At 67.4% G+C, this 26,415-nt stretch carries 26 protein-coding genes; 11 read left to right on the forward strand and 15 right to left on the reverse strand.

Features of this window, described 5'->3' with window-relative positions:
- Nucleotides 1-144 precede the first annotated feature (144 nt).
- Nucleotides 145-1,764: an isocitrate lyase gene (locus tag ACK41U_RS09725; RefSeq protein ID WP_409679046.1), complete on the forward strand. Its 1,620-nt coding sequence runs from the start codon at nucleotides 145-147 to the stop codon at nucleotides 1,762-1,764.
- 72 nt (nucleotides 1,765-1,836) lie between these two features.
- Entirely contained in the window at nucleotides 1,837-2,067 is a 231-nt protein-coding gene (locus ACK41U_RS09730; RefSeq protein WP_409679048.1) for a hypothetical protein, read from the forward strand.
- Nucleotides 2,068-2,150: 83 nt separating this feature from the next.
- Here the strand turns inward: ACK41U_RS09730 and ACK41U_RS09735 are convergent, their stop codons facing one another.
- The 4 genes from ACK41U_RS09735 to ACK41U_RS09750 form a co-directional block, all read right to left on the reverse strand.
- Entirely contained in the window at nucleotides 2,151-2,996 is an 846-nt protein-coding gene (locus tag ACK41U_RS09735) for an SMP-30/gluconolactonase/LRE family protein (protein WP_409679051.1), read from the reverse strand.
- Complete coding sequence (locus ACK41U_RS09740) at nucleotides 2,993-3,610, reverse strand: 2-dehydro-3-deoxy-6-phosphogalactonate aldolase (RefSeq protein ID WP_409679054.1); 618 nt, start codon at nucleotides 3,608-3,610, stop codon at nucleotides 2,993-2,995. The genes ACK41U_RS09735 and ACK41U_RS09740 overlap by 4 nt, the downstream gene beginning before the upstream one ends.
- Nucleotides 3,607-4,491: a 2-dehydro-3-deoxygalactonokinase gene (locus ACK41U_RS09745; RefSeq protein ID WP_409679057.1), complete on the reverse strand. Its 885-nt coding sequence runs from the start codon at nucleotides 4,489-4,491 to the stop codon at nucleotides 3,607-3,609. The genes ACK41U_RS09740 and ACK41U_RS09745 overlap by 4 nt, the downstream gene beginning before the upstream one ends.
- 68 nt (nucleotides 4,492-4,559) lie before the next feature.
- On the reverse strand, nucleotides 4,560-5,342 hold the full coding sequence (locus ACK41U_RS09750) for a carbohydrate ABC transporter permease (protein ID WP_409679060.1): 783 nt from the start codon (nucleotides 5,340-5,342) through the stop codon (nucleotides 4,560-4,562).
- 249 nt (nucleotides 5,343-5,591) lie between these two features.
- On the opposite strand from ACK41U_RS09750, the gene ACK41U_RS09755 reads away from it, so the two are divergent.
- The 9 genes from ACK41U_RS09755 (at nucleotide 5,592) to ACK41U_RS09795 (ending at nucleotide 17,180) form a co-directional block, all read left to right on the forward strand.
- Nucleotides 5,592-6,386: an IclR family transcriptional regulator gene (locus tag ACK41U_RS09755; RefSeq protein ID WP_409679063.1), complete on the forward strand. Its 795-nt coding sequence runs from the start codon at nucleotides 5,592-5,594 to the stop codon at nucleotides 6,384-6,386.
- Between the two features lie 149 nt (nucleotides 6,387-6,535).
- The gene (locus ACK41U_RS09760) at nucleotides 6,536-8,803 is read left to right on the forward strand and encodes an FdhF/YdeP family oxidoreductase (RefSeq protein WP_409679066.1); all 2,268 of its coding nucleotides are present in this window, start codon (nucleotides 6,536-6,538) and stop codon (nucleotides 8,801-8,803) included.
- Between the two features lie 175 nt (nucleotides 8,804-8,978).
- On the forward strand, nucleotides 8,979-10,787 hold the full coding sequence (locus tag ACK41U_RS09765; protein ID WP_409679068.1) for a DEAD/DEAH box helicase: 1,809 nt from the start codon (nucleotides 8,979-8,981) through the stop codon (nucleotides 10,785-10,787).
- 157 nt (nucleotides 10,788-10,944) lie between these two features.
- On the forward strand, nucleotides 10,945-12,048 hold the full coding sequence (locus tag ACK41U_RS09770) for an ABC transporter ATP-binding protein (protein ID WP_409679071.1): 1,104 nt from the start codon (nucleotides 10,945-10,947) through the stop codon (nucleotides 12,046-12,048).
- A gap of 15 nt (nucleotides 12,049-12,063) precedes the next feature.
- Nucleotides 12,064-13,137 (forward strand): ABC transporter substrate-binding protein, encoded by a 1,074-nt coding sequence (locus ACK41U_RS09775; RefSeq protein ID WP_409679074.1) that lies wholly within the window; start codon nucleotides 12,064-12,066, stop codon nucleotides 13,135-13,137.
- A gap of 97 nt (nucleotides 13,138-13,234) precedes the next feature.
- Complete coding sequence (locus ACK41U_RS09780; protein WP_409679077.1) at nucleotides 13,235-14,311, forward strand: ABC transporter substrate-binding protein; 1,077 nt, start codon at nucleotides 13,235-13,237, stop codon at nucleotides 14,309-14,311.
- Between the two features lie 59 nt (nucleotides 14,312-14,370).
- Nucleotides 14,371-15,669, forward strand: coding sequence for an ABC transporter permease (locus ACK41U_RS09785; RefSeq protein WP_409679080.1), 1,299 nt, complete (start codon nucleotides 14,371-14,373; stop codon nucleotides 15,667-15,669).
- 3 nt (nucleotides 15,670-15,672) lie between these two features.
- A complete protein-coding gene (locus tag ACK41U_RS09790; RefSeq protein WP_409679082.1) occupies nucleotides 15,673-16,623 on the forward strand; it encodes an ABC transporter permease in 951 nt (316 codons plus the stop codon).
- Nucleotides 16,620-17,180 carry a hemerythrin domain-containing protein gene (locus tag ACK41U_RS09795; protein WP_409679085.1) on the forward strand — a complete coding sequence of 187 codons (561 nt, stop codon included), beginning with the start codon at nucleotides 16,620-16,622 and terminating at the stop codon, nucleotides 17,178-17,180. Before ACK41U_RS09790 ends, ACK41U_RS09795 begins: the two co-directional genes overlap by 4 nt.
- A 100-nt stretch (nucleotides 17,181-17,280) precedes the next feature.
- Here ACK41U_RS09795 and ACK41U_RS09800 read toward each other — a convergent pair whose 3' ends face one another.
- From ACK41U_RS09800 to ACK41U_RS09850, 11 genes are all read right to left on the reverse strand, one after another.
- A complete protein-coding gene (locus tag ACK41U_RS09800; RefSeq protein ID WP_409679088.1) occupies nucleotides 17,281-18,225 on the reverse strand; it encodes an AEC family transporter in 945 nt (314 codons plus the stop codon).
- Entirely contained in the window at nucleotides 18,222-19,049 is an 828-nt protein-coding gene (locus ACK41U_RS09805; protein WP_409679091.1) for an MBL fold metallo-hydrolase, read from the reverse strand. The genes ACK41U_RS09800 and ACK41U_RS09805 overlap by 4 nt, the downstream gene beginning before the upstream one ends.
- Nucleotides 19,046-19,891 (reverse strand): TatD family hydrolase, encoded by an 846-nt coding sequence (locus ACK41U_RS09810; RefSeq protein ID WP_409679094.1) that lies wholly within the window; start codon nucleotides 19,889-19,891, stop codon nucleotides 19,046-19,048. The genes ACK41U_RS09805 and ACK41U_RS09810 overlap by 4 nt, the downstream gene beginning before the upstream one ends.
- A 3-nt stretch (nucleotides 19,892-19,894) precedes the next feature.
- On the reverse strand, nucleotides 19,895-20,998 hold the full coding sequence (locus ACK41U_RS09815) for a DNA polymerase III subunit delta' (RefSeq protein ID WP_409679097.1): 1,104 nt from the start codon (nucleotides 20,996-20,998) through the stop codon (nucleotides 19,895-19,897).
- On the reverse strand, nucleotides 20,995-21,591 hold the full coding sequence (gene tmk / locus ACK41U_RS09820; RefSeq protein ID WP_409679100.1) for a dTMP kinase: 597 nt from the start codon (nucleotides 21,589-21,591) through the stop codon (nucleotides 20,995-20,997). The genes ACK41U_RS09815 and tmk overlap by 4 nt, the downstream gene beginning before the upstream one ends.
- Nucleotides 21,591-22,733: a D-alanyl-D-alanine carboxypeptidase family protein gene (locus tag ACK41U_RS09825; RefSeq protein WP_409679103.1), complete on the reverse strand. Its 1,143-nt coding sequence runs from the start codon at nucleotides 22,731-22,733 to the stop codon at nucleotides 21,591-21,593. The genes tmk and ACK41U_RS09825 overlap by 1 nt, the downstream gene beginning before the upstream one ends.
- A gap of 74 nt (nucleotides 22,734-22,807) precedes the next feature.
- The gene (locus tag ACK41U_RS09830) at nucleotides 22,808-23,404 is read right to left on the reverse strand and encodes a thymidine kinase (RefSeq protein ID WP_409679106.1); all 597 of its coding nucleotides are present in this window, start codon (nucleotides 23,402-23,404) and stop codon (nucleotides 22,808-22,810) included.
- 112 nt (nucleotides 23,405-23,516) lie between these two features.
- Nucleotides 23,517-24,737: a DEAD/DEAH box helicase gene (locus tag ACK41U_RS09835; RefSeq protein ID WP_409679163.1), complete on the reverse strand. Its 1,221-nt coding sequence runs from the start codon at nucleotides 24,735-24,737 to the stop codon at nucleotides 23,517-23,519.
- Between the two features lie 363 nt (nucleotides 24,738-25,100).
- The gene (dtd, locus tag ACK41U_RS09840; RefSeq protein ID WP_409679109.1) at nucleotides 25,101-25,550 is read right to left on the reverse strand and encodes a D-aminoacyl-tRNA deacylase; all 450 of its coding nucleotides are present in this window, start codon (nucleotides 25,548-25,550) and stop codon (nucleotides 25,101-25,103) included.
- Nucleotides 25,547-25,963: a DUF6691 family protein gene (locus ACK41U_RS09845; protein ID WP_409679166.1), complete on the reverse strand. Its 417-nt coding sequence runs from the start codon at nucleotides 25,961-25,963 to the stop codon at nucleotides 25,547-25,549. Before ACK41U_RS09845 ends, dtd begins: the two co-directional genes overlap by 4 nt.
- A gap of 2 nt (nucleotides 25,964-25,965) precedes the next feature.
- Nucleotides 25,966-26,388 carry a YeeE/YedE family protein gene (locus ACK41U_RS09850; RefSeq protein WP_409679112.1) on the reverse strand — a complete coding sequence of 141 codons (423 nt, stop codon included), beginning with the start codon at nucleotides 26,386-26,388 and terminating at the stop codon, nucleotides 25,966-25,968.
- Nucleotides 26,389-26,415 lie beyond the last annotated feature (27 nt).

The following is a 26,415-nucleotide window of genomic DNA, read 5'->3' on the forward strand; positions in this document are numbered from 1 at the left end:
TCATCCTGTGACAGTCCCTACATTACACGCTGTCACTACATGACAAAACTGACAAACGCACCCATTCATTTCAAAGAGATAATGCATTCGCAGCATAACATTACTAACCTGACATCAGGGAATACGACTCAGTGAGGAATGATCATGGCCAACCGCAAGACCTATGCAGAACTGCGCGCTGACGCCGAGGCGCGCTATCCGTCGGGCCAGACGCCGGGCGGCGTCAGCGTGGACGACATCGTCCAGCTGAAGCTGCAGAACACCTTTGACACGCATCTGGACATCGCCCGCGCCATGGCGGTTGTCATGCGCGAGGATATGGCGGCCTATGACGCCGATGCCAACCTGTCGACGCAATCGCTTGGCTGCTGGTCGGGCTTTCACGCGCAGCAGATGATCAAATCGGTCAAGCGCCTGCGCGGCACCACCAAACGCGCCTATGTCTATCTGTCGGGCTGGATGGTTGCCGGTCTGCGCAACCGCTGGGGCCATCTGCCCGACCAGTCCATGCACGAGAAAACCGCCGTCGCGGACCTGATCCAGGAAATCTACACCTCGCTGCGTCAGGCCGATGAGGTCGCCATCAACGACCTGTTCAAGGATCTGAAAGCCGCCCGCAAGGCCGGTGATGCCGCAGCCGAGAAAGCCGCCATCGAGGCCATCGACAATTTCGAGACGCATGTCGTGCCGATCATCGCCGACATCGACGCCGGTTTCGGCAACGAGCACGCGACCTATCTGCTGGCGAAAGAGCTGATCAAGGCGGGCGCCTGCTGCCTGCAGATCGAGAATCAAGTGTCCGACGCCAAGCAATGCGGCCATCAGGACGGCAAGGTCACCGTGCCGCGCGAAGATTTCATCGAGAAACTGCGCGCCTGCCGTCTGGCGTTTGAGGAACTGGGCGTGGATGAGGGCGTCATCGTGGCCCGCACCGACAGCCTTGGTGCCGGTCTGACCCAGAAGGTGCCGGTCAGCAAGGAACCGGGCGATCTGGCTTCGGACTACATCAAATGGCTGAAGACCGAGCCGATCACCGATGAAAACCCGATCCATGACGGCGAGCTTGCGCTGTATCGTGACGGGCAGTTCGTGCGCCCGGCGCGTCTGGCCAATGGCCTGTTCCCCTTCCAGGACGGCTCGGGCCGCGCCCGCGTGGTCGAGGATTGCATTGCCGTGCTGACGCAGGGCGGCGCCGATCTGCTGTGGATCGAAACCGACACGCCGAATGTGGACGAGATCGCCGGTATGGTGAACGAGATCCGTCAGGTCGTGCCGAACGCGAAACTGACCTATAACAACTCGCCCAGCTTCAACTGGACGCTGAACCTGCGCAAACAGGTGCGTGACCAGTGGATCGCGGACGGCAAGATCACCGAGGCCGACTATCCGGGCGGCAACGAACTGATGAAGGCCGATTTTGACGAGACCGATCTGGGCCGCGAGGCCGATGACCGTCTGCGCCGCTTCCAGCACGACATCTCGACCAAGGCGGGCGTGTTCCACAACCTGATCACGCTGCCGACCTTCCACCTGACCGCGAAATCGGTGGACGAGCTGTCGCACGGCTATTTCGGCGAGGACAAGATGCTGGCCTATGTCGCCACCGTGCAGCGGCAGGAAATCCGTCGCGGCATCTCGGCGGTCAAGCACCAGCACGAGGTCGGCTCGGATCTGGGCGACACGTTCAAGGAAATGGTCGCAGGCGAGCGTGCGCTGAAAGCGGGCGGCCATGCCAACACCATGAACCAGTTCGCCGCGGAATAGTCGCGTAACACCGCCCCTGCCGCGCGTAGCGGCCGGGGCCCCCCGGCAGATTTTCACCTTTGGGAGGATACCATGAACGAGAATTCCGACTTCCAGCGTGTCGAGCGCCCCGAGACCGACGCCCAGACCCGTGCGATCCACCGCGTGGCCGATGCGGTTCACCGCGTCAACGAGGCGGTCCAGCGCGCCGTCGCCGATGGCATCTCGGTCGAGCTGGTCCGCGTCTCGCGCCACCACAATGGCGCCGGTGCCTGGGGCGACCAGATCGTTCCGACGATCCGCGACGTGTCGCAGGACAAGTAACCCCGTGCCCGGCGCGGTAAACCGCCCGGTCCCCACATGCCAGTGATGGCAGCGGGGGCCGGGCTTTCTTGTGCCGTGTTCCGTTAAGAAAGAATGACGCGATGCTCGGGCTGGCCGGTAAACGCCGTCTCGATGGCGAAGGTGCAGCCGTCCTCTGCGCCCGGCGCCGTCAGATCGACGCGGGCCGAGGTGGCGAACAGCGTCGAACGTTCGGCCCCGCCAAAGGCCGGGCACGAGATCTGGCTGGCCGGAAAGCTGATCGCCTGATCGAAGCGGCCCTGCCGGTCATAGCGCGCGATGCGCCCCGCCCCCCATTGCGCCGACCACAGGCAGCCCTCGGTGTCGATCACGGCGCCATCGGGGTTCAGCCCCTCGGCGGCCATGTCGATGAAGGGCTGCGGGTCCGATGCGGGCCAGCCCTCGGCGTCCAGCGCCACGCGCCAGATCATCTGCCGGTCGGTATCGGCAAAATGCGCGACATCGCCTGCGGGCGAAAAGCAGATCGCGTTGGGGATGGTGATGCCGGGGAACATCCGTCGCAGCGCGCCCTTGTGGAACCGCCAGACCGATCCCGCGCCCGGTTCGGCCTTCAGCCCCATCGTGCCGATCCAGAACCCGCCCTGCGGATCGGCGCGCCCGTCATTGGATCGCGTCGCCGGGTTGTCGGCCTCCAGCGGCGCCAGTTCCCGTGCGGTGCCGTCGCGCAGATCGAACAGCGACAGCGCGCGGCTTGAGGCGACGATGATCCGGTCGGCATCGACAATCCCCGCCGCCGAGACGTGATCGGGGAAATCCCAGTGCTGGCGGGGGCCGCCGGGCGCCTTCATGAACATGCGGCGCGACAGGATGTCGAACCAGATCAGCGCGCCGCGGCCCGGATGCCACAGCGCGCCTTCGCCTAGGGTGCAGGTTGTGTCGTCAAAGATCATGTCGCCTCCTTGTCGAATGCGGCGTCATATGCCGCCACGAGGGCGCGGGCCTTTTCGGCCACCTGCGCCGCATCATCGCCCGGACGATAGATCGAGGTGCCGATGCCAAAGCCCGCAGCCCCCGCCTGCAGCCAGTCGCCCATATTGCTGGCCGAGACGCCGCCCACAGCCCACAGCCCGGTGCCCTGCGGCAGCACCGCCCGCATCGCGCGCAGACCGGCGGCGCCGATCAGATCGCCCGGAAACAGTTTCAGCGCGGTCGCACCCGCGTCCAGCGCGGCAAAGGCCTCGGTCGGGGTCATCACGCCGGGATAGCTGTCCAGCCCCGCGGAAATGGTGGCGCGGATCACGTCGGGGTTGCAGTTGGGCGAGACGATCATCCGGCCGCCGATGTCTGCGACGGCTGTGACCTGATCGGTGGTCAGCACCGTGCCCGCGCCGATCTGCGCCTGCGTGCCGAAGTCGCGCAGCATCGCCGCGATGCTGGTCAGCGCGTCGGGAGAGTTCAGCGGCACCTCAAGCCGGGTGATGCCTGCGCCGATCAGCGCATGCGCGACGGGGATGGCCTCGGGCGGGGTCAGCCCGCGCAGGATGGCGATGACGGGGCGGCTCATGTCCGGTCCTTTATGTTGCGGCGGGCGGCGTCCAGCCCGGCCAGAGTGGCGTCCTCGGCGGACATCTGCGCGACCGGCGCGCCCTGCGCCTCCAGCGCCTGCGCGTACAGCGCCGACAGGGCGGGCGCACCGATGATGGTGATCTGATGGCCCAGCCACCAGGGTTTCGCGGCAGCCAGTTCCCAGCCGATCAGCGTGCCGGACAGCCGCGCGCGCGCCCTGGCAGGCGGCAGTTCTGCCAGCAACGTTTCCGCCCGGATCTGGAACAGCCCGGCATAGCCCTGCGCGGGGCGGTCCATCGCCAGCGACAGCGCCGTGCGGAAGGTGTCGGGGTCATGCGCCTCGGTACCGACCGAATGGCGCAGCACCGACTGCCCTGCCAGCAGGGCAAACAGCTCTCCGGTCATGAAGCTTTTGAAATTGCAGACTTCCCCGGCCGAGATGCGGACCCATTTCGTATGGGTGCCGGGCAGGCAGGCAATCCCGTCGAATTCGGGCGACAGCGCCAGCAGCCCCGCGATCTGGGTTTCCTCGCCGCGCATCACATCGGCGGGGCTGTCCTGCCGCAACCCGCAGACCACATGCACCGGGCGCCCGGCATCGGGCACGCGGACCGTGCGTGGTGTGGCCGGGCAGGGGACGGCGGTATAGGGCGCCTCGGTCCAGCCCTGACGCGAACCGACCATGCCGCAGGCGATCACCGGCACCATCGGCCAGCCTTCGGTCGCCTGCGCCAGAACCGGCGCGAACTGATCGGGGGCCAGCCCGCCCATGCCATCGGCGGTGGTGCGGCGCGCGATCACGCGCCGCCCCGCCATCGCCCAGATCCGCAGGTTTGTCGTGCCCCAATCGGCAGCGATCCAGTCAATTTCGGCGGTCAAGAGGCTCTCCTTCGGGGACGGGGACGGGTTGAGACGGTCCGGAACTTTGTCCGGCGCAGACATATCGGCTATGATCCTTTTTCGCGGCACCATGTCCGCCAGATCGTGCCGGAGATGCAGACCAATATCAGACCTGACAGGACCACGGCGATGGCGGCGCCGTATCCCATCCAGTTGGCATGGTCGGCCAGCGCCTGTTCATACGCGGCGGGCTGCAACGTCCCGGTCAGAGCCATGATCGACACCAGCCCGAGGCTTCGCAGCGCGGCGAGGACCGCGATGATCACGGCGATCAGGATCGCGGTCCGCAGCTGCGGCAGCACCACATGCCACAGCATCCGCCAGCCGCTGGCGCCGTCCAGTCGTGCGGCGTTGACCTGCGGGGCGGCCCCCGCGTTCAGCCCGGCCCGGCACAGGATCACCGCGCTGGCGATCTGCGGCCACAGGCCAGCGGCAAAGACGCGGCATGCGACAAACGGCTCTGTCGCCATCAGGGCGGCGCTGGTGCCGGTGGCCCAGCCCGTGACGGAATACACGGCGCCTGCGCCGGGCGCGTGAAACCCCGAGGACATCAGGCCCACCGCCATCTGGGCGGCGACGACAGGAAAAATGAAGACGGACCTGCCAAGATGCGGGCGGCGCAGGCTCGGGTGGATCATCAGCGCAAGCGTCAGCCCCGCGGGCAGTGCCAGCATATACAGAACAAACCAGCTGAGCCTGCTTCTCAGCCCGTCACAGAGGACACCCTCGCGCCAGAGTTCGGGACGCTTTGCCAGCTCTTGCCACAGCTGAAAGGATGCGCCGCCGGGTTGCGACATCAGACCCAGTGTCGATACGGCAAGAATCGTCATGCCGGGGGCGACAAAGACCCAGGGCGTGATGACGCGCCCATGCAAAGTTCTGCCGCCCCGGACAGGCAGGCAGGTGCAAGGGCGGGCGGTCGCCATGCATCCGAGGGGGGGCACGAATGCGGTGCCGGATAGACCTTTATTCATCGTGACTTTTACAACAGGTTCCATTTAACGAAACTAGGTTTTGAATATTGGAACTATGCGAAGGCTTGGCTAAGATGTCAACATTCAGTGAAGGGACGAACTGCCGTGACCGAGGCGCGCGAAACATCGGATGGCACTGTCGGCCGTGCGCTGGCGGTTCTGGATCTGGTGGCCGAATTCGGCCGCCCGGTCCGCTTTGCCGAGATGCTGCCCCGCAGCGGGCTGCCCAAGGCGACACTGTACCGGTTTTTGCAGGCGCTGAGCCATCAGGATATGCTGGCCTATGATGCGGCGCACCAGACCTATGCGCCCGGCATGCGGCTGGTGCGGCTGGCACATGCGGCCTGGGCGCAATCCAGCCTCGCGCCGCTTGCGCGCGACGTGCTGGACGATCTGGCCGAGACGCTTGGTCAGACGGTGCATCTGGCGCAACTGGACAACGGCGCGGTGCTTTACGTGGACAAGCGCAATGCCCGCCAGCCGGTCGAGATGTTCTCGCATTCGGGCAAGGTCGGTCCGGCCTATTGCACCGGGGTCGGCAAGGCGATGCTGGCCCATCTGCCCGAGGACAAGCTGTCGGTCGCGTTGGCCCGCCAGTCCTTTCACGCGCATACGCCGAACACGCTGACCACCCCCGAGGCGCTGCGCGCCGAACTCGCCCGTATCCGCGCACAGGGCTATGCGCTGGACGATGAGGAACACGAGGCGGGGATCGCCTGCATCGCGGCGCCGATCCTGTCGGGGTCGGGCCGGCTGATGGGGGCGCTGTCGGTGACGACGACCACCGCGACGACCAGCCGCGCGCACCTGCTGGTGCTGGCGGGTCCCGTCATCGAGGCCGCCGCCCGCATCGCCGCAACGGCCGGGACGTGGCGGTTCCCCGAGCCTCCGCAGACCTAGGATCGCGCCGCGTTTGTCCGCGCGCCGGGCCCGTTCCCGCATGGCGCAGGGGCGGTCGATGGGAACAACCGCGCGTGCTGCCGGTTGGGCTGGGTCAACATCGCCGGATCCGGGTCTTTTCCCCGGACTGGTTCCCGGAAAGGTCCGCCATGCCCGATGATTCTGATCTGCCGACCGCCGGATATGACGGCCCTGTCGGAGGCTGGGGTTCCCTGCGCGGCATCGCGCAGGTGGCCCGCACCGCGCGGCCCGGCCCCGGCGTCGTCGAGACGCTGGCGCAGCAGAACAAGCCCGGCGGCTATATGTGTTCGTCCTGTGCATGGGCCAAGCCGCCGCAGCCCCACCGGGTCGAGTTCTGCGAGAACGGCGCCAAGGCGACGCTGTGGGATCTGACCCGCGACCGCTGCGGCCCCGAGGTCTTTGCCCGCCACAGCGTCACCGAACTGGCGGGCTGGTCGGACCATGATCTTGAGGCGCTTGGCCGGCTGACCCATCCGCTGCGCTATGACGCCGCCAGCGACCACTATGTCGAGACAAGCTGGGATGCGGCGCTGTCTGCCATCGGCACCCATCTGCGCGCCACGGACCCCGGAAGCACCTGTTTCTACCTGTCCGGCAAGGCGGGGCTGGAGGCGTCCTATCTGTATGGCCTGTTCGCGCGCGCCTATGGCCATCTCAATCTGCCCGACAGTTCCAACATGTGCCACGAGACCACCTCGGTCGGGCTGAAACAGGTGATCGGCTCGCCGGTGGGCACCTGCACTCTGGATGATTTCGAGGATTGCGACGCGATCTTTTATCTGGGCCAGAACCCCGGCACCAACAGCCCACGCATCCTGCATCCGCTGCAAAAGGCGGTCGAACGCGGCTGCGCCATCGTGGCCTTCAACCCGTTGCGCGAAAAGGGGCTGCTGGAATTCACCAACCCGCAGCGGCCATGGCAGATGACCCTTGGCGATCCGACGCCGATCGCCGATCTGTATTTTCAGCTGCGTCCCGGCGGCGACATTGCGGCCCTGACCGGCGTGGCCCGCCATGTGCTGGACCTCGAGGCGCAGGAGGGCGGCATTCTGGACCACGATTTCCTTGGCGCCCATTGTCACGGGCTCAAGGACTGGATGGGCTGGGTTGCGCGCCAGTCATGGCCTGATCTGGAACGCGTCAGCGGGCTGTCGCGGGCGCAGATGCAGGCGGCAGCCGAGGTCTATGCCCGCGCCGGTGCGGTCATGGGCATCTATGGCATGGGGCTGACCCAGCATGTCCACGGCTCGGACGCGATCGGGGCGCTGGTCAATCTGCTGCTGCTGCGCGGCAATATCGGACGCAGGGGCGCGGGCATCTCGCCGGTGCGCGGCCATTCCAATGTGCAGGGCCAGCGCACCGTCGGCATCACCGAAAAGCCAGAGCTGTTCCCCCATGACCGCCTGCGCGCGCTCTATGGGATCACTCCGCCCGAGGAGGAGGGCTGGAACACCCACGCCTTCTGCGAGGCGCTGCTGGAGGGCAGGGCGCATGCCTTTATCGGGCTGGGGGGCAATCTGGCCCGCGCGGTGCCCGATCAGGACCGGATCGCCGCCGCATGGCGCGGGCTGCCGCTGACCGCGCATGTCCTGACCCGTCTGAACCGCACCGCGCTGATGCCCGGCGCATCGTCGTGGATCCTGCCCTGTCTGGTCCGCGCCGAAGAGGATGTGCAGGCCAGCGGGCCACAGCAGGTCTCGGTCGAGGACAGTTTCAGCCATATCTATGGCTCGGTCGGGCGGCGCGCGCCCGCCAGCCCGCATCTGCGATCCGAGGTGGCGATCGTGGCCGGGCTGGCGCGTGCCACGCTGGGCCCCGATCCGCGCCTGCCATGGGAGGACTGGACAGGCGACTACGCCCTGATCCGCGCCCAGATCGAGGCGGTGCTGCCGGAGGATTTCGCCGGTTACGAACAGCGCATGAACCAGCCCGGCGGCTTTTACCGGGGCAACTCCGCCCGCGAACGCCGGTGGGAGACCGACAGCGGCAGGGCCGGGTTCACCGTGCCGCGCGCGCTGGACGCGACCGGGCTGGCGGAACGTGCGGGCGAATACCGTTTGATGACGCTGCGCTCGAACGATCAGTTCAACACCACGATCTATGGCATGTCCGACCGTCTGCGCGGGATCGAGGGCGACCGCATGCTGGTGATGATGGCGCCCGCCGACATGCGCGCCGAGGGGCTGGACCCCGATCAGCGGATCACCCTGCACAGCGTCTGCGATGATGGTCATGATCGGGCCGTCGCCGGGCTGCGGGTCGTGCCCTATGATCTGCCGCCGGGATGTCTGGCCGGATATTTTCCCGAACTGAACCCGCTGGCGCCGATGGGGCGCTTTGATCTGGCCTCGCAAACCCCGGCATACAAGGGAATTCCGGTCCGTATCGCGCCCTGATGCGGTCTTTGTTGCGCAGCGCCATCCGGGGGGCTGGACTTTTGCCGACGGGGCCACTAGGCGTGCCTCTTTGGCTCCGCAGCTTCGGGGTGCCCGGCGTGGGGAGTGCCGGTCGCCAACCGCGAAGAGGGGTGCCGCTCATCGGGTGATACGCACCCCCTCATTGGCGAAGACCATGACAAATCTGAATATTCCTGCACCGCTGCAAGCGGCGCTGGCGGGCAAGGGTTATGACGACCTGACCGCAGTCCAATCCGCCGTCCTCAAGCCCGAGGCGGCCGGACGCGACCTTCTGGTGTCGGCACAGACCGGCTCGGGCAAGACGGTCGCCTTCGGGCTGGCCATCGGCGCCGATCTGCTGGACGGCGACCGCATGCCGCAGGGCGAGCTGCCGCTGGCGCTGGCCATTGCACCGACGCGCGAGCTGGCGCTGCAGGTGGCGCGCGAGCTGGCCTGGCTTTACGAAAGCACCGGCGCGCAGATCGCGACCTGCGTCGGCGGCATGGATTACCGCAACGAACGCCGTGCCCTGCAACGCGGCGCACAGATCGTTGTCGGCACGCCCGGCCGTCTGCGCGACCATATCGAGCGTGGCAGTCTGGACCTTACCGCGCTGCGCGCCGCCGTGCTGGACGAGGCCGACGAGATGCTGGATCTGGGCTTCCGCGAGGATCTGGAATTCATCCTGGCCGCCGCCCCCGAGGAACGCCGCACGCTGATGTTCTCGGCCACGGTGCCGCCTGCGATCGAAAAGCTGGCCCGCGATTTCCAGAAGGGCGCCCTGCGCATCGCCGCCATGGGCGAGGCACGTCAGCATGTCGACATCGCCTATCGCGCCTATAGCGTCGCCGCGCGCGACCGTGAACCGGCGATCTTCAACCTGCTGCGGCTGCACGAGGCGCAGACCTCGATCATCTTCTGCAAGACGCGGGCCAATGTGAACCACTTGCTGGCGCGCATGTCGAACCGTGGCTTCAAGGTCGTGGCGATGTCGGGCGAATTGTCCCAGCAGGAACGCAACCACGCGCTGCAAGCGCTGCGCGACGGGCGTGCGCGGGTCTGTATCGCCACCGATGTTGCCGCGCGCGGCATCGACCTGCCGGGGCTGGAACTGGTGATCCATGCCGATCTGCCGACCAATCCCGACACGCTGCTGCACCGTTCGGGCCGGACGGGCCGGGCAGGCTCCAAGGGGGTCTCGGCGCTGATCGTGCCGCAGGCCGATTACAAGCGCGCGCAGCGCCTGTTGCAGAACGCCAAGGTCGTGGCCGAATGGGCCAGCGCCCCCACCGCCGACGAGGTGCTGGCCGAGGATGACCGGCGCATGCTGGACCACCCGGCACTGAAAGCCACCCCGGACGAGGATCTGGCCGCGCAGGCGAAAGCCGTGCTGGACCGTTTCGGTCCCGAACAGGTCGCCGCCGCCTTTGTCGGCCTGTGGCGCGAAGGCCGCCCCGCGCCCGAGGAACTGATGGACGCCAGCGCCGCACCCATGGCCCGCGAAACCGCACCGCGCGATCTGCGCGAATTCGGCGATGCGGTCTGGTTCAGCCTGTCGGTCGGCCATACCGGCCGGGCCGAGCCGCGCTGGCTGCTGCCCAAGATCTGTGATGCGGGCGGGATCGGGCGCGAGGCCATCGGTGCCATCCGCATCCGCACCGATGTCAGCTATGTCCAGATCGCCGCCGCCGAGGCGCATCGCTTTGGCGCCGAGACGCAGATCTCGGACGAGGTCAGCATGAGCCGCATGGCCGAGGCCCCCGATCTTGAGGCGGGCGGCCCGGCCCGGCCCCCGCGCCCGGCATTCGACCGTTCGCGCGGCGACAAGCCCGCCGGTGCCGGCAAGCCGCGCCCCGCGCGTGCGGCGGGTGGTGACGATGGCGCGCCGCGGGGCGCCAAGCCCCGTGGTGCGGCGCCGAAACCGGCATGGGCCAAGCCCGGCGGCGCCAAGCCGCATCGCAAGGGGCCGCGCCGCCCCGACTGACCTGCCTGATTTTCAGGCAAACGGCCCCGCCCCTTGCTGCGTTGCAGTTGGGGCGGGTTACGACACTCAAATGTCGTAAATGGTGTTGCCAGCCATGTGATCCCCTGTCTAACCTGACCCTGCGCTGAAGAACCATATAATCGCAGGGAGAGCGCTTTTGCTGGACAACCGCCACGGCGACGCATTCGTCGCCTTTGAGCATGTGCAAAAAAGCTATGACGGACAAACGCTTGTCGTCAAAGACCTGAACCTTTCGATCGGCAAGGGTGAGTTTCTGACCATGCTGGGGCCGTCAGGCTCGGGCAAGACCACCTGCCTGATGATGCTGGCGGGCTTCGAGACGGCGACCCATGGCGAGATCCGTCTGGACGGGCGCCCGATCAATCAGGTGCCGCCGCACAAGCGCGGCATCGGCATGGTGTTTCAGAACTATGCGCTGTTTCCGCATATGACCGTGGGCGAGAACCTCGCCTTTCCGCTGGAAGTGCGCGGCATGAGCAAGGCAGAACGCGAGACGCGCATCAAGCGGGCGCTGGACATGGTGCAGATGGGCGCCTTTGCCAATCGCCGCCCCGCGCAACTGTCGGGCGGCCAGCAACAGCGGATCGCGCTGGCCCGCGCGCTGGTCTTTGACCCGGAACTGGTGCTGATGGACGAGCCGCTCGGCGCGCTGGACAAGCAGCTGCGCGAGCATATGCAGTTCGAAATCAAGCACCTGCACGAGAAACTTGGAATCACCGTCGTCTATGTGACGCATGATCAGGGCGAGGCGCTGACCATGTCCGACCGGATCGCCGTCTTCAATGACGGGCGCATTCAGCAGCTTGCCTCGCCCTCGGGGCTGTATGAGCAGCCCGAAAACAGCTTTGTCGCGGGGTTCATCGGCGAGAACAACGCCCTGCCCGGCGTGATCGAGCAGCTGGACGGCGACAAGGCGCTGGTGCGGCTGGACGATGGCGGCGTGATCGACGCCACGGCGGTCAATATCCGCGAAAAGGGGCAGCGCACCATGGTCTCGATCCGGCCCGAACGGGTCGAGTTCAAGCCCGAGATGATGTCGGAAGGCGCCCATACGATCGAGGCCCGCGTGGTCGAGGTGGTCTATATGGGCGACATTCTGCGGACCCGTCTGAAGGTCGCGGGCAGCGATAATTTCGTGATGAAATGCCGCAATACCATCGACCAGACCCGGCTGACGCCGGGCCAGTCGATCCGCATCGGCTGGCATCCTCAGGATGCCCGCGCACTGGACCCTGTCTGAATGGAAAGGAATACCATGCTGCGATTTCTTCTTGTCGGAACCGTGCTGGGCGCACCCTCGATGGCGCTGGCCCAGGGCACGGTCGAGGTGATGTCCTGGGGCGGCGCCTATTCCGAATCCCAGGTCGAGGCCTATAACCGGCCCTTCACCGAAGAGACCGGCATCCGCGTCAACATGATCGACGTGGACAACCCCGCCACGCCGATTCTGGCGCAGGTGCAGGCGGGCAATGTGACCATCGACGTGGCCAGCGTCGGTTACGCCGATGCGACCCGGCTGTGCGATGAGGGCGCAGTGATCGAGCTGGATCACGCGATGCTGCTGCCCGCCGCCGACGGCACCCCCGCGACCGAGGATTTCCTCGAAGGCGGGCTGTCGGATTGCTTCGTCGCCACCGATGTCTATGCCACGATCATCGCCTTTGACGCCGCGCGGTTCGAGGGGGACGTTCCCGAAACCGTGGCCGATCTGTTCGATCTGGACAAGTTTCCGGGCCAGCGCGGGCTGCTGAACGGGCCGCGCTTCAATCTGGAAATGGCGCTGATGGCCGATGGCGTCCCGGCGGATGAGGTCTATGACCTGATGCTGACCGACGCGGGGCTGGACCGCGCCTTCGCCAAGCTGGACACGATCAAGGACAGCGTCGTCTGGTGGGATACCGGCGCGCAGCCGCCGCAGTTGCTGGCCGATGGCGAAGTGGTGATGAGCCAAGCCTATAACGGCCGCATCTTCAACGCGACCGTGGATGAGGGCCGCGATTTCCGGATCATCTGGGACGGCCAGATCTATGAGATGGAGGGCTGGGTCATCCCCGATGGCGCGCCCAATATGGAAAACGCGCTGGAATATGTGAAATTCTCGACCAGCGCCGAATCGCTGGCCCGCGCGTCCATGCAGATCAGCTATGGCCCGCCGCGTGAAAGCGCCGCGCCGCTGGTGGGCAACTACAAGGACACCGACATTGCGATGTCGCCGAACCTGCCCACCTCGCCCGAGAACATGGACAATGCGCTGGCCTATGACAATGATTTCTGGGTCGATCACATGTCCGAACTGACCGAGCGTTTCCGCGCCTGGCTGGCCTCGTAAGACCTTCCCGGCGCGGTCCGCCGCGCCGGGCTGCCCCCTTTTGGGGGCCAACAGACAGGGCAAAATGCCCGGCACCCATCCAACATGGAGCACCACCTTGAAAACCACACTGATCCTCTCGACCGCCCTGACCGGGATGGCCTTCGCGGCCCATGCGCAAGAGGTGAACGTCGTCTCGTGGGGCGGCGCCTACGAGGTCAGCCAGGTCGAGGCCTATAACAAGCCCTTTACCGAGGCGACCGGCATCCGCGTCAACATGATCGCCGCCGACAACCCCGCCACGCCCCTGCGCGCGCAGGTCGAGGCGAACAATGTCACCGGCGACATCTTCGACATCGAGGTCAGTGACGCGATCCGCCTGTGTGACGAGGGCGCGCTGGTCGAGATCGACCCCGCCATGCTGCCCGACGCGCCCGATGGCACGCCCGCCGTCGATGATTTCGTGCCGGGCGCGCTGCAGGACTGCGCCGTGGCCAATATCGTCTGGGGCACGGTGATTTCCTACAACACCACCAAGTTCGAGGGCGAGGCCCCCGACAGCGCCGCCGATTTCTTCGACACCGAGACCTTCCCCGGCAAGCGCGGCCTGCCGCGCAACCCCAAGCGCACCCTGTATCTGGCGCTGATCGCCGATGGCGTTCCGGCGGCCGAGATCTATGACGTGCTGGGCACCGATGAGGGCGTCGACCGCGCCTTTGCGAAACTGGACACGATCAAATCCGAGGTCGTCTGGTGGGAGGCGGGCGCCCAGCCCGTGCAGCTGCTGGCCGATGGCGAGGTCAGCATGACCACGGTTTACAATGGCCGGGTCTTTGACGCGATGGTGGCCGAGAACCAGCCCTTCGAGATCATCTGGGACGGGCAATACATGGACATGGACATGTTCGTGATCCCGAAAGCCGCGCCCAATCCCGAAGCCGCGATGGAATATCTGAAATTCGCCACCGACACGCAGCGGCTGGCCGATCAGGCGCGCTATATCGCCTATGGCCCGGCGCGGAAATCCTCGGCTGATCTGGTGGGGCTGTATCAGGACGGCGTGACCGAGATGGCGCCGCATATGCCGACCAGCCCGGCCGCGCTGGAAAACGCGGTGCTGGATGACCCGGAATTCTGGGCCGACCACGATGCCGAACTGGCCGAGCGTTTCAACGCCTGGCTCGCTTCGTCCTGATCCACGACCGCCGCCGCGCGCCCTGACCGGGCGCGGCGGCCCGCATTTCCGGGGACTCCATGGCGAACGCCGCACTTGATCCACATGCCGCCATCGCCACGACCGCGTCGGGCACAGCGCCGCTGCTGACCACCGCCGATGGCAAGCCGCTGGCCCGCGCGCTGGTCCGCAGCCAGCGCCGCGCGCGCAGGCGGGCCTTTCTGCTGGTGCTGCCGCTGCTGGCCTTCATTCTGGTGACCTTCGTGGTGCCCATCGGGCAGATGCTGCAGCGATCCTTCTACAATGACGGCTTCTCGCGCCACATGCCCGAAGTCTCGGCGTGGTTCGCCCAGACCGAGCGCGGCACCCCGCCGGACGAGGCCGCATGGGCGGCGCTGGCCGCCGATCTGGCGGCCTCGGCCGAGGTGCGCAGCATCGGCGTGGTCGGCACCCGGATCAATTACGACATGTCGGGATCACGCTCGCTGTTCACCTCGACCGGGCGGGCGGTGCGCGGCGGGATCGAGCCGCCCTATCAGCAGACCCTGCTGGAGATCGACCAGAAATGGGGCGATCCGCAGCTTTGGGCGGTGATGCGCGAGGCGTCCTCGCCCTATACGGCGAATTTCTATCTGTCGGCGGTGGACCGCACCCGCGATGAGACCGGCGCCATCCAGCAGGTCGAGGAACGCCAGCGCGTCTATCTGATGCTGTTCGGGCGCACCTTCTGGCTGTCGCTGGTGATCACGGCGCTGACCTTTGTGCTGGGCTTTCCGATCGCGCATCTGCTGGCGACCTTGCCGATGCGAAAGGCCAATCTGCTGATGATCCTGGTGCTGCTGCCCTTCTGGACCTCGTTGCTGGTGCGCACGACCAGCTGGATGGTGCTGTTGCAACAGCAGGGCGTGGTGAACGACCTGCTGGTCTGGCTGGGCGTGATCGGCGGCGGGCAGCGGTTGCAGATGATCTATAACCAGACCGGCACGATCATCGCGATGACGCATATCCTGCTGCCCTTCATGATCCTGCCGCTCTATTCGGTGATGAAGACGATCAACCCGACCTATGTCCGGGCCGCGCGCTCGCTTGGCGCGACCAGCTGGACGGCGTTCCGGCGGATCTATTTCCCGCAGACCCTGCCGGGGCTGGGGGCGGGGGCGCTGCTGGTGTTCATTCTGGCGGTCGGCTATTACATCACGCCGGCGCTGGTCGGCGGCTCGTCGGGACAGCTGATTTCCAACATGATCGCGATGCACATGACCAGCACGCTGAACTGGTCAATGGCCGCCGCGCTGGCCGCGCTGCTGCTGGCCTCGGTCCTTGTGCTTTACTGGCTGTATGACCGGCTGGTGGGCGTCGACAATCTCAAACTGGGGTAGACCATGGCGCTTCCGTCTTACGCATCGCCGCTGGAGCGGGTCTGGCATTACACCTATCTGGTGATCTGCGGGCTGATCTTTTTCTTTCTGATCGCGCCCATCGTGATCATCATCCCGCTGAGCTTCAACGCCGAGCCGTTCTTTACCTTTACCCCGGCCATGCGGTCGCTGGACCCGGACGGGTTCAGCCTGCGCTGGTATGAGAGCCTGCTGACCTTCGGGATGCAGAACCCGGGCAGTGAGGGATGGGCCTTCTGGTCGGATGCCTGGGCCAATGCCAACTGGATCCGGGCCGCGAAGAACTCGCTCATCATCGGGTTTTTCGCGACGCTGGTGGCGACCTCTCTGGGCACGCTGGCGGCCCTTGGCCTGTCGCGCCCCGAGATGCCCTACCGGCGCGCGATCATGGCGATCCTGATCTCGCCCATGATCGTGCCGCTGATCATCACCGCGACGGGGATGTTCTTCTTCTACTCGAACCCCTGCGAGCTGCTGGTGCTGATCGGGCTGGAGCCGCAATGCGGGCGGCTGGCGGGCACCTATCTGGGGGTGATCCTGGCCCATGCGACGCTGGGGATACCCTTTGTCATCATCACCGTGACCGCGACGCTGGTGGGGTTCGATCAGTCGCTGAACCGGGCTGCGGCCAGTCTGGGCGCCAATCCACGGACAACGTTCTTCAAGGTGACCATGCCGCTGATTCTGCCCGGCGTGATCGCGGGGGCGCTGTTCGCCTTTGTCACCTCGTTCGATGAGGTTGTGGCGGTGCTGTTCATCGCAGCCCCCGAGCAGCAGACCATCCCGCGCCAGATGTGGAACGGCATCCGCGAGCAGATCAGCCCCGCGATCCTTGCGGTGGCGACACTGCTGGTCGGGTTCTCGATCGCGCTGCTGACCACGGTTGAACTGCTGCGCCGCCGGTCCGAGCGGATCCGGGGTGTGACGCCGCGATGACACCCGAGGAGCTGGAAGACGAGGCCGCGCGCCCGGCCGCGCCGGCCTATCCCGGCATGACGCGCGCCAAACGCGCGCATGGCAGGCGGCTGGCCCTGATCCACGACATGTATCGCGCCGAGATGGAGGCGGTCGCCGCGCTGCTGACCGAAATCCGGGCCAAGACCGCGGATGCGCGGGCGCTGCCGCGGGCGGTGTCGGCGATGGGGCTTGCGCGCAATTTCGCGCTGTTCGGCACCGCCTGCGGGCGCGACTGCGCGCTGTTGCAGAACCACCATGACATCGAGGAACAGTGGATGTTTCCGGCACTGGCCAGGCGCGGCGGGGGGCCTCTGGCGCCGGTGATCGCGCGGCTGAAGGCCGAGCACAAGGTGATCCACCGGCTGATCGACGAGCTGGATATGGCCGCGCACGCGCTGGTCTCGGACCAGAGCCCGGCGCGGTTCGATGACTGTGCAGCGCGGTTCGCGGCGCTGGACCGGGCGATCCGGTCGCATTTCGGCTATGAAGAGCGGGTGCTGGAAGAGCCGTTGGGGGCGCTTGGGGTGCCGGTCTGAGGTGCTGTTTGCGTCCCGCGATGGCCGGGGGCGCTTCGCCCCCCGGACCCCCCGAGGATATTTACGGACCGCTGCAGGGGGGGGCAGTGTCATGGCGTGTTCAAGGCAGGATTTCGAGCCACATCCAGACGCTGAGGATCGAGAGGGCGGTGGCGATCAGCACGCTGGAGGCGGCGACGCGGCGGGCTGAGCCGTAGATATTGGCGAAGAGATAGGCGTTGACGCCCGGCGCCATGGCGGCGGTCAGCACCGCCGAGCGGGTGCCGGTGATGTCCAGCCCTGCCAGATGGGCTGTGCCGAACGTGATCGCCGGGTGCAGGATGAGGGCAATGGCGCAGCACATGGCGATGGCGCCCATATCGCCCTCGGGGCGGTAGCGGTAGAGCACGCCGCCCAGCCCGAAGAGGGCGGCGGGCAGGGCGGCGCGGGCCAGCATGTCGACCGCGTCCCAGAATCCTTGCGGCATGATCAGCCCGGCCTGCATCAGCAGGTTCATCGCAAATCCGGCCATGATGCCGATGACCAGCGAGGTGCGCAGCACGCCGGTCAGCGCGCGCAGCGCCACGCGCCCGACCGAAAGGCCCGAGCCCTTGGCGCGGGTGAACTCCATCACCGTGATGCCGAAGGTGTAGAGCAGCGGCGAGTGGATCGAGATGATCGCCCAGTTGCCCGCCAGCGCCTGCGCGCCATAGGCGCGTTCGGTGATCGGCACGCCCAGCAACAGCGTGTTCGAGAACAGGCAGACAAACCCGATGGCCACGCAATCCATCGGCGGGCGCGCGAACAGATAGCGCGCCCCCGCCCATCCCGCCGCATAGCTGGCGAAGGCGCCCAGATAGAAGGGGATCAGCAGGGCGGCGCGGAACTCTCCGCCCAGATCCAGCCGGGCGATGGAGGCGAAGAGCAATGTGGGCACGGCGAAGTTCTGCGCAAAGCTCATCACCCCGTCGACGGCGCTGTCGCGGAACCAGCCGCGCCAGGTGACCAGATAGCCGAAGCCCACCACCAGAAAGACCGGCAGGATGATGGTGAAGAGCGCCGTCACAGGGCGGCGGGCAGGGAGGGCGTGCCGGCGGGCGCGGTGATCTGCATGCCGTCATGGGCCGGGGTGACATGGGGCGGTGTCTCGCGTGCCACGGTCGCGTAATCCATGTCGATATGCATGTTCGTAAGCACCGCCTGCGGATTGCCCGCGCGGGCGATCCAGTCCAGCGCCTGTGCCAGATGAGCATGGCTGGGATGGGGCTCGGGGCGCAGCGCGTCGCAGATGAAGACCGGGGCGCCCGCGATCAGCGGCCAGGCGGCATCGGGGATGGAGGAGACATCGGGCAGATAGACCAGCCCGCCGATGCGGAAGCCGAGCGAGGTGATCTCTCCGTGCTGCACGCGGAAGGGGATCAGCGTGATCGCGCCGCCGGGGCCGTCGATGGTGATCTCGCCCTCGATCAGGTTCAGCGAGCAGATGGGGGGATACTGGCTGCCCTCGGGTGTTTCAAAGACGTAGCCAAAGCGGGTCAGCAGCGCATCCGCCGTGGCCCGGTCGGCCCAGAGCGGCAGGATGCGGCGGGCGTTGAACACAAGCTGGCGCAGATCGTCGATGCCATGGACATGATCGGCATGGGCATGGGTGTAGACGACCGCATCAAGGCTTTCGACGCCCGCATCCAGCATTTGCGGCACCAGATCGGGGCCGGTGTCGATCAGCACGCGGGTCGTGCCCTGATGGCCGTCGCGTTCCAGCAGCAGCGCGCAGCGGCGGCGGCGGTTTCTGGGCTCGGACGGGTCGCAGGCGCCCCAGCGCCCGCCAAGACGCGGCACGCCGCCCGACGACCCGCAGCCCAGGATCGTGGCGCGGATCACGGCGCTCATCGTGCGGCCTTCCAGAACAGGCGGTCGAAATTCGCCGTGCTGCGGGCGGCGAAATCGGCATAGCCGAGGCCGAAGATCCCGGCAGCCTTGGCGGCGGTATGGGCCACATAGGCGGGCTCGTTGCGCCGCCCGCGATGGGGGGGCGGGGCCAGATAGGGGCTGTCGGTCTCGATCAGGATGCGATCGAGGGGGGCTGCGGCAAAGATCTCGCGCAGTTCGGTTGATCGGGGGAAGGCGGCGATGCCCGACATCGACAGGTAGAAATCCAGATCCAGCGCGGCACGGGCCAGTGCGGCGGTCGAGCTGAAGCAATGCATGACGCAGCTAAAGGCGCCCGCGCGATGTTCCTGCGTCAGGATGCGGGCCATGTCGTCATCGGCATCGCGGGCATGGATGATCAGGGGCAGGCGGGTCCGGCGCGCGGCCTCGATATGGATGCGCAGGCTGTCCTGCTGGGCGCCCGCGCTTTCGGCGGTGTAGTGATAGTCCAGCCCGGTCTCGCCAATGGCCACGAATTTGGGGTGACCGGCCAGCGCGACCAGCTGATCGACGGTGGCCATGGGCTCATCAGCCACGCTCATCGGGTGGGTGCCTGCGGCGTAAAAGACGCCCTCATGCGCCTCGGCCAGGGCGCGGACCGTGGGCTCAAGGCGCAGTCTGGTGCAGATGGTGACCATGCGGCTGACGCCTGCGGCGCGGGCGCGGGCCAGCAGGGCCTCGTGTTCGCCGTCGAAATCCGGAAAGTCCAGATGGCAGTGGCTGTCAACGATTTCGGGCGCAGTCTGGGGCGCAGTCTGGGTTGCGGTCTCGGTTGCGATCTCGGCGGGGGGGGTGTCGTGCATGGGTCAACCTTGTGCCGGGCGCGCGGGCGACAGCTGCGCCAGTTCGAGGACCATATCCATCACCAGCGCGGCAGGGTCAATATTGACCGCCCGGCCCGCCCGCGCGCGCGCCGACAGATCGGCCTGTGCCCCGGCCCAGAGGCGGGCCGCGTGATCGTCGGGCGACAGCCGCGCCATCAGCGCCGCCTCGCCCCGCGCGGCCTGCACCAGCGGCGCCCCCAGCAGCCCGGCCCGCGCCATCCGCGCCAGAAAGCGGTCCAGCACGGTGATGGTCAGATCGAACGGATCGCCATCGGCGCCCGCGCGCCCCGCCGCGCCATCGGCAAATTTCGCGGCCATCAGCCGGTCGAACCGGGGCAGGGTGGCGAACAGATCGACCAGCGCCTGATAGCGGTCGAGGCCGTCCTGCCCGGCCAGCCGCAACGCCTCGCCCACCGAGCCACCGGACAATTCCGCCAGCGCCTCGGCATCGTCGTGAATGCCCAGATCGCCCAGAATCCCGCCCATCTGCGGGGCGGACAGCGGCGTCAGACGCAAGGTCCGGCAGCGGGACCGGATCGTGGGCAGCAACCCCGCAGGCTGATGCGCGATCAGCAGGATGACGGCCCCGGCGGGCGGTTCCTCCAGCACTTTCAGCAGGGCGTTGGCGGCGGCAGGGTTCATGTCGTCGGCGGCGTCGATGATGGCGATGCGGTGGCCACCCTCGGCTGCGGACATGTGGAAGAACGACAGCAGGCGGCGGATCTCGTCCACGGTGATCTGCGCCGACAGTCGCCCGGCCTTGTCATCCCAGGGGCGGCGGATCAGCTGCAGGCGTGGTTCCGACAGGGCGGTGACGCGGCGGGCCTCGGGCGCATCGGGATCGACGCGCAGATCGTCCGAGGGCATGCCCGCCAGCAGCCAGCGCGCAATCGCCCAGGCCAGCGTGGCCTTGCCGACGCCGCGCGGGCCGGTCAGCAGCCAGGCATGGTGCAGCCGCCCGCCGCGCGCGGCCTCGGCAAAGGCCGACACGGCCGCGTCCTGCCCGATCACACGGGCGGCGTGGCGCGGATGGGGGGCACCGGGCACGCGGTCGGGTTCGGGAATATCCTCGGGGGCGGTCTTCACAGCGCCGCCCTGACGCGGGCGGCGACCTCGGTCTGCGTGCCGCGCCCGTCGATCAGCCGCACGCGGGCGGGATATTCAGCGGCCAGCGCGCGGAAACCCGCAGCCAGACGTTCCTGAAAGCCAAGGCCCAGACTTTCGAACCGGTCCTCGACCCCGCCCCGCGCGGCGCCACGGGCAAGGCCGGTGGCCGGGTCGATGTCGATGACAAAGGTCCGGTCGGGCTCGACCCCGATCATCAGCGCGTGCAGCCGGTCGACCATGGCGCGCAGATCGCCGCGCGCCGCACCCTGATAGACGCGGGTGCTGTCGGCAAAGCGGTCGGTGATGACAGTGGCCCCGGCGGCCAGCGCCGGGCGGATGGTGCGTTCCAGATGGTCGCGCCGCGCGGCGGTGAACAGCAGGCATTCGGTCTCGGGCGACCAGCGCTCGCCCGCGCCCTCGACCAGCAGGCGGCGGATCTCCTCGGCGCCGGGGCTGCCGCCGGGCTCGCGCGTCAGCCGTGCGTCGCGGCCCTCGGTGGCCAGCGCCCCGGCCAGCAGCCGGGCCTGCGTGGATTTGCCACAGCCGTCAATGCCTTCAAAGCTGATCAGCATCAGATGCCGGTCGCGGCGATCGCGCGCTGGCCCAGCTGCATCACGGCGCCCTTCACGCGGCCCATGAACCCGGCTTCGGGGACATCGGCGGTGGCGATCAGCGGCGTGACGGTGTCGCGCGCGCCGGGGATGGTGACGACCAGCCGCCCCACCGGATCGCCCTTGGCGATGGGCGCGGGGATGGGGCTGTCATAGACCACCTCGACCCGGACCTGATCGCGCGCGCCCGCAGGCACCAGCACATTCACCCCGTTTTCGGTCGTCAGCCCGACGCGGCTGGCCGTGCCCAGCCAGACCGGCGCATCCATGACCGTCTCGCCCGCGGGCACCAGCGTCTGCATGGTGAACTGCCGGAAGGCCCAGTTCACGATCCGCTCGGATTCCTCGGCCCGCGCGCGGTCGGATTGCAGCCCCGAGACGACAAAGATGATCCGCCGCCCGTCCTGCTCGGCCGAGCCCACCAGCCCATAGCCCGCCTCTTGCGTGTGGCCCGTCTTCAGCCCGTCGCCGATGCCCTGCCGCAGGATCGGATTGCGGTTGAAGCGGTTTGCGGGTGCGCGGTCGTCGAACCGGAATTCGGTCAGCGCGAAATCAGGATAGTGCTGCGGGAAATCCTCGATGATGCGCAGCGCCACGATGCCCATATCCTCGGCCGACATGCGGTGCCCGTCCTGCGGCCAGCCGGTCGAGTTCCTGAATGTCGAATGCGTCAGCCCGATCTGCGGGCCCCGTTCGGTCATCTGGCGGGCGAAGGCCTCTTCGGTCCCGGCCAGCCCCTCGGCCACGACGACGCAGGCGTCATTGCCCGACAGCACGATGATGCCCTTGATCAGCTCATCCACCGTGGGGCGGTCCATTTCGTTCAGGAACATGGTCGAGCCGCCCATCTGCCGCGCCTTGGTCGAGACGGGCAGGCGCGTGTCGGGCTGCACCCGGCCATCCTCCAGCGCCTCGAACAGCATATACAGCGTCATCAGCTTGGACATCGAGGCGGGCGGAATCGCCGTATCGGCATTCTTTTCCATCAACACCGTGCCGCTGGTCACATCATAGACCCAGGCCGAAGTTGCGGTGGTGTCAAAGGCCCGCGCAGGGGCGGCCAGCGACAATGCGGCGGCGAACCACAGCAGGAATGCGCGCATGGGATTGGTTCCTTTGCCTGTTTGCGCGGAATGGTTACATCAAGCCCCGGCCCCCCGCAACGGAAGTCGCGGGATTAGTGATCGCCCTTGCCGGCCCGAGGTGCCGCCACCGCCGCGCGCCAGTGGCGGCGGCACAGCGAGACATAGGTCTCGTTGCCGCCCACCTGCACCTGCGCCCCTTCGGTGATGACGCGGCCCTGCGCATCCTGCCGCACGACCATGGTGGCCTTGCGCCCGCAATGGCAGATGGTGCGCACCTCGCGCAGATCGTCGGCCAGCGCCAGCAGCGCCGCCGAGCCGGGGAACAGCTCGCCCCGGAAATCGACGCGCAGGCCATAGCACATGACGGGAATGCCCAGATCATCGGCCACGCGCGCCAGTTGCCAGACCTGATCGCGGGTCAGAAACTGCGCCTCGTCGATGAACACGCAGGCACAGTCGCGGCCCTGATCGCCGATCAGCGCGAACAGATCGCTGGCCTGCGAAAACACGGTGGCTGCGGCATCAATGCCGATGCGGCTGGCGATCCGCCCCGCGCCCGCCCGGTCATCCAGCGCCGCCGTCAGCAACAGCACCGCCATTCCACGCTCGCGGTAATTATAGGACGCCGCCAGCAGCAAGGTGCTCTTGCCCGCATTCATGGTTGAATAATGGAAATACAGCTTGGCCATGGCGACAGCAGATAGCCGCGCCCGCCCGACCCCTCAAGCAAAAGCCGCAAGGAATGATCCCTGCGGCTTCTTCTTCACTCAAATATCCATATCGCTGTGGCCGCGGCCCGGATCAGCCCCGGCGCTGCGCGCCACCCATCGGCTTGCGCGCGGGCTTGGCACCACCGCCCATCGGCTTGCCCCGGCCCCGCGGCTGAGGACGCGGCGCGGCGCCGGCATAGGCCCAGGGGTCACCACCGATCACCGGGATCGGGGCTTTCATGGCCTTTTCGATGGCGCGCAATTCGCCCATCTCGGCGGGGGCGGCAAAGGCCACCGCACGCCCGTCGCGCCCGGCGCGCGCGGTGCGGCCGATGCGGTGGACATAGTTCTCGGGCACGTTGGGCAGGTCATAGTTGTAGATATGCGCCACATCGGGAATATCCAGACCGCGCGCCGCCACATCGGTGGCGACCAGAACCTGGGTCTTGCCGTTGCGGAACGCCTCCAGCGCCCGCTCGCGCTGGCCTTGCGACTTGTTGCCGTGGATGGCGGCGACGTCAAAGCCCCATTTCTCCAGCAGCTTGGACAGCTTGTCGCAGCCATGCTTGGTGCGGCCAAAGACCATCGCCAGCTCGCCCGGATGCTTGGCCAGATATTCGGCCAGCAGCGTCGCCTTGTCGCCCTGACCCACGAAATGCACGCCCTGTTCGATCTTCTTGGCGGCCTGACCCGGAGGGTTCACGGCAACCTTGACCGGATCGGTCAGATAGGTGTCCGACAGTTCCGACATCAGTTTCGGCATGGTGGCCGAGAACATCAGCGTCTGACGGTCCTTGGGCAGCATTCTGGCGATCTTGCGCAGGGTGTGGATGAAACCGATGTCCAGCATCTGATCGGCCTCGTCCAGCACCAGATAGGTGGTGGCGGACAGGTCGATGGCGCGACGCTCGATCAGGTCCATGAGGCGGCCCGGCGTGGCGATCAGCACATCGACGCCCTTCGACATCCGCTCGGTCTGGACATTGATCGAGGCGCCGCCGACGACGCGGAACGACCGGATCGGCGTGCCCTCGGCATAGGCGTCGATATTGGCGGCGATCTGGGTGGCCAGTTCGCGCGTCGGGGCAAGGATCAGCGCGCGGCAGGTGCGCGGATCGGGTTTCTTGCCGTATTTGATCAGGCGGGTCAGCATCGGCAGGCCGAAGGCCGCCGTCTTGCCGGTGCCGGTCTGGGCCAGACCCAGCACGTCACGGCCCGCGACCACGGCGGGGATGCCCTGTTCCTGAATCGGCGTGGGCGTCGTCAGCCCCAGCGCCGCGATATTGGCGTTGATGCGGTGGTCGATGCCCATATCCGCAAAGGGACCGGTGGGCAGGGGATCACGGGCGACGACGCTGCGCCCTGCGTTGCTGGCCGCAGCGCCGGGCGCCGGGCGGGTATTGGAATGGGCGCCCCGTGCAGGGCGGCGGCGGGAAGTGGTCTGTTCCATCAAATATTCTTTCGTCCCCGCATCCCCCGTATCGGACGCAAGGGCAGGGGCCGCGCATCGGGGCGCGGCGTATTGCAAGGGGTGCAGGCGCGATACGAGGATGCCTGCTGCCTCCCCGCGTGAATGGGAAACTGGAATGTCTCGCGCCCGGTCAGGCCGTGCCTGAGGCTGCTCACGCGGCAGCAGGGTGCGATGGGGCTCACCTAGGACAGCAGGCGCGAAAAGTCAAGCCCGGTCCGCGCTGTCCAGCCAGATGGTCACCGGCCCGTCATTGATCAGCCGCACCTTCATATCGGCGCCGAAGATGCCGGTTTCGGTCGGGACGCCCAGATCGCGTAGGGCGGCCGCGAAATGCTCGTACAGGCGGCGGCCGTCCTCGGGCGCGGCAGCCGCCGAAAATCCGGGGCGGTTGCCGCTGCGTGTGTCGGCAGCCAGTGTGAACTGGCTGACCACCAGCGCGCCTCCGCCTGTGTCCAGCAGCGCGCGGTTCATCCGCCCCTGATCGTCGCGAAAGATCCGCAGCCGGGCGATCCGCGCGGCCAGCTTGTCCGCCACGGCCTCGTCATCGGCCTGCATGGCACAGACCAGCACCAGCAGACCCGGCCCGGTCTGGCCCGCAATGCGGCCCTCGACCTCGACCGAGGCTTCGGTGACGCGCTGCACCAGCGCCCTCATGCGCGGCGGTTCCACAGGCCGAACAGAACCATCCCCGCGACCATCGCGGCGAAGAACACCAGAAACGGCGCCCCGCCGATCCCGACCGAGGCCATTGCGGGGCCGGGGCACAGCCCGGCAAAGCCCCAGCCCAGCCCGAACAGCGCCGCCCCCGCGATCAGCCGCCGGTCCAGCCTCTGCGGCGGCATCTGCGGCATGGGCGCGCCGGTCAGCGCGCGGGGGCGCCGCGCCGCGATGCGCCATGCGAAAAACATCGGCACCACCGCGCCGCCCAGCACAAAGGCCAGCGTCGGGTCCCATGCGCCGAAAATATCCAGCCATCCCCGCACCTTGGCCGGGTCGGTCATGCCCGAGATCAGCAGCCCGGCCCCGAACAGCCCGCCCGACAGCGCGGCAATCACCAGTCGCATCATGCTCATGCCCACCCGATCATGCGCGCCAGCAGAACGCCCAGCACGCCCGTCACCAGAAAGACCCCCGTGGCGGCGATGCCGCGCCATGACAGCCTTGAGATCCCGCAGACGCCGTGCCCCGAGGTGCAGCCATTGCCAAGCCGCGTGCCAAAGCCCACCAGCAGCCCCGCGAGGATCATGACCCCCGTGCCCGCGACCGGCGCCGAAGCCGCGCCCAGCCCGGCGCCGACCAGCAGCATCGGCACCAGCGCCAGCGCTGCGATGAACACCGCGCGTTCGACCCAATTGGCGCGCCCGCTGCCGTCGATCAGCCCGCCCAGCAGGCCGCTGGCCCCCATGATGCGGCCATTGCCCAGCAGATACAGCGCCGCCGCGGCCCCGATCATCAGCCCGCCGATCAGTCCAAGTGTCCAGTCGGGTTCCATCTCGCGCTCCTGTGCCGGTTGCGCCAG

The organism is Paracoccus sp. (in: a-proteobacteria) (assembly GCF_046289755.1).
Lineage (GTDB): Bacteria > Pseudomonadota > Alphaproteobacteria > Rhodobacterales > Rhodobacteraceae > Paracoccus.

Excerpts from the sequence above, each read along its gene's own strand:
- ACK41U_RS09725 (WP_409679046.1), top strand. The coding sequence starts at position 145 with ATGGCCAACCGCAAGACCTATGCAGAACTGCGCGCTGACGCCGAGGCG.
- ACK41U_RS09730 (WP_409679048.1), top strand. The coding sequence starts at position 1,837 with ATGAACGAGAATTCCGACTTCCAGCGTGTCGAGCGCCCCGAGACCGAC.
- ACK41U_RS09735 (WP_409679051.1), bottom strand. The coding sequence starts at position 2,996 with ATGATCTTTGACGACACAACCTGCACCCTAGGCGAAGGCGCGCTGTGG.
- ACK41U_RS09740 (WP_409679054.1), bottom strand. The coding sequence starts at position 3,610 with ATGAGCCGCCCCGTCATCGCCATCCTGCGCGGGCTGACCCCGCCCGAG.
- ACK41U_RS09750 (WP_409679060.1), bottom strand. The coding sequence starts at position 5,342 with ATGACGATTCTTGCCGTATCGACACTGGGTCTGATGTCGCAACCCGGC.
- ACK41U_RS09760 (WP_409679066.1), top strand. The coding sequence starts at position 6,536 with ATGCCCGATGATTCTGATCTGCCGACCGCCGGATATGACGGCCCTGTC.
- ACK41U_RS09765 (WP_409679068.1), top strand. The coding sequence starts at position 8,979 with ATGACAAATCTGAATATTCCTGCACCGCTGCAAGCGGCGCTGGCGGGC.
- ACK41U_RS09775 (WP_409679074.1), top strand. The coding sequence starts at position 12,064 with ATGCTGCGATTTCTTCTTGTCGGAACCGTGCTGGGCGCACCCTCGATG.
- ACK41U_RS09785 (WP_409679080.1), top strand. The coding sequence starts at position 14,371 with ATGGCGAACGCCGCACTTGATCCACATGCCGCCATCGCCACGACCGCG.
- ACK41U_RS09790 (WP_409679082.1), top strand. The coding sequence starts at position 15,673 with ATGGCGCTTCCGTCTTACGCATCGCCGCTGGAGCGGGTCTGGCATTAC.
- ACK41U_RS09795 (WP_409679085.1), top strand. The coding sequence starts at position 16,620 with ATGACACCCGAGGAGCTGGAAGACGAGGCCGCGCGCCCGGCCGCGCCG.
- ACK41U_RS09805 (WP_409679091.1), bottom strand. The coding sequence starts at position 19,049 with ATGAGCGCCGTGATCCGCGCCACGATCCTGGGCTGCGGGTCGTCGGGC.
- ACK41U_RS09810 (WP_409679094.1), bottom strand. The coding sequence starts at position 19,891 with ATGCACGACACCCCCCCCGCCGAGATCGCAACCGAGACCGCAACCCAG.
- tmk (WP_409679100.1), bottom strand. The coding sequence starts at position 21,591 with ATGCTGATCAGCTTTGAAGGCATTGACGGCTGTGGCAAATCCACGCAG.
- ACK41U_RS09825 (WP_409679103.1), bottom strand. The coding sequence starts at position 22,733 with ATGCGCGCATTCCTGCTGTGGTTCGCCGCCGCATTGTCGCTGGCCGCC.
- ACK41U_RS09830 (WP_409679106.1), bottom strand. The coding sequence starts at position 23,404 with ATGGCCAAGCTGTATTTCCATTATTCAACCATGAATGCGGGCAAGAGC.
- ACK41U_RS09835 (WP_409679163.1), bottom strand. The coding sequence starts at position 24,737 with ATGGGCATCGACCACCGCATCAACGCCAATATCGCGGCGCTGGGGCTG.
- dtd (WP_409679109.1), bottom strand. The coding sequence starts at position 25,550 with ATGAGGGCGCTGGTGCAGCGCGTCACCGAAGCCTCGGTCGAGGTCGAG.
- ACK41U_RS09845 (WP_409679166.1), bottom strand. The coding sequence starts at position 25,963 with ATGATGCGACTGGTGATTGCCGCGCTGTCGGGCGGGCTGTTCGGGGCC.
- ACK41U_RS09850 (WP_409679112.1), bottom strand. The coding sequence starts at position 26,388 with ATGGAACCCGACTGGACACTTGGACTGATCGGCGGGCTGATGATCGGG.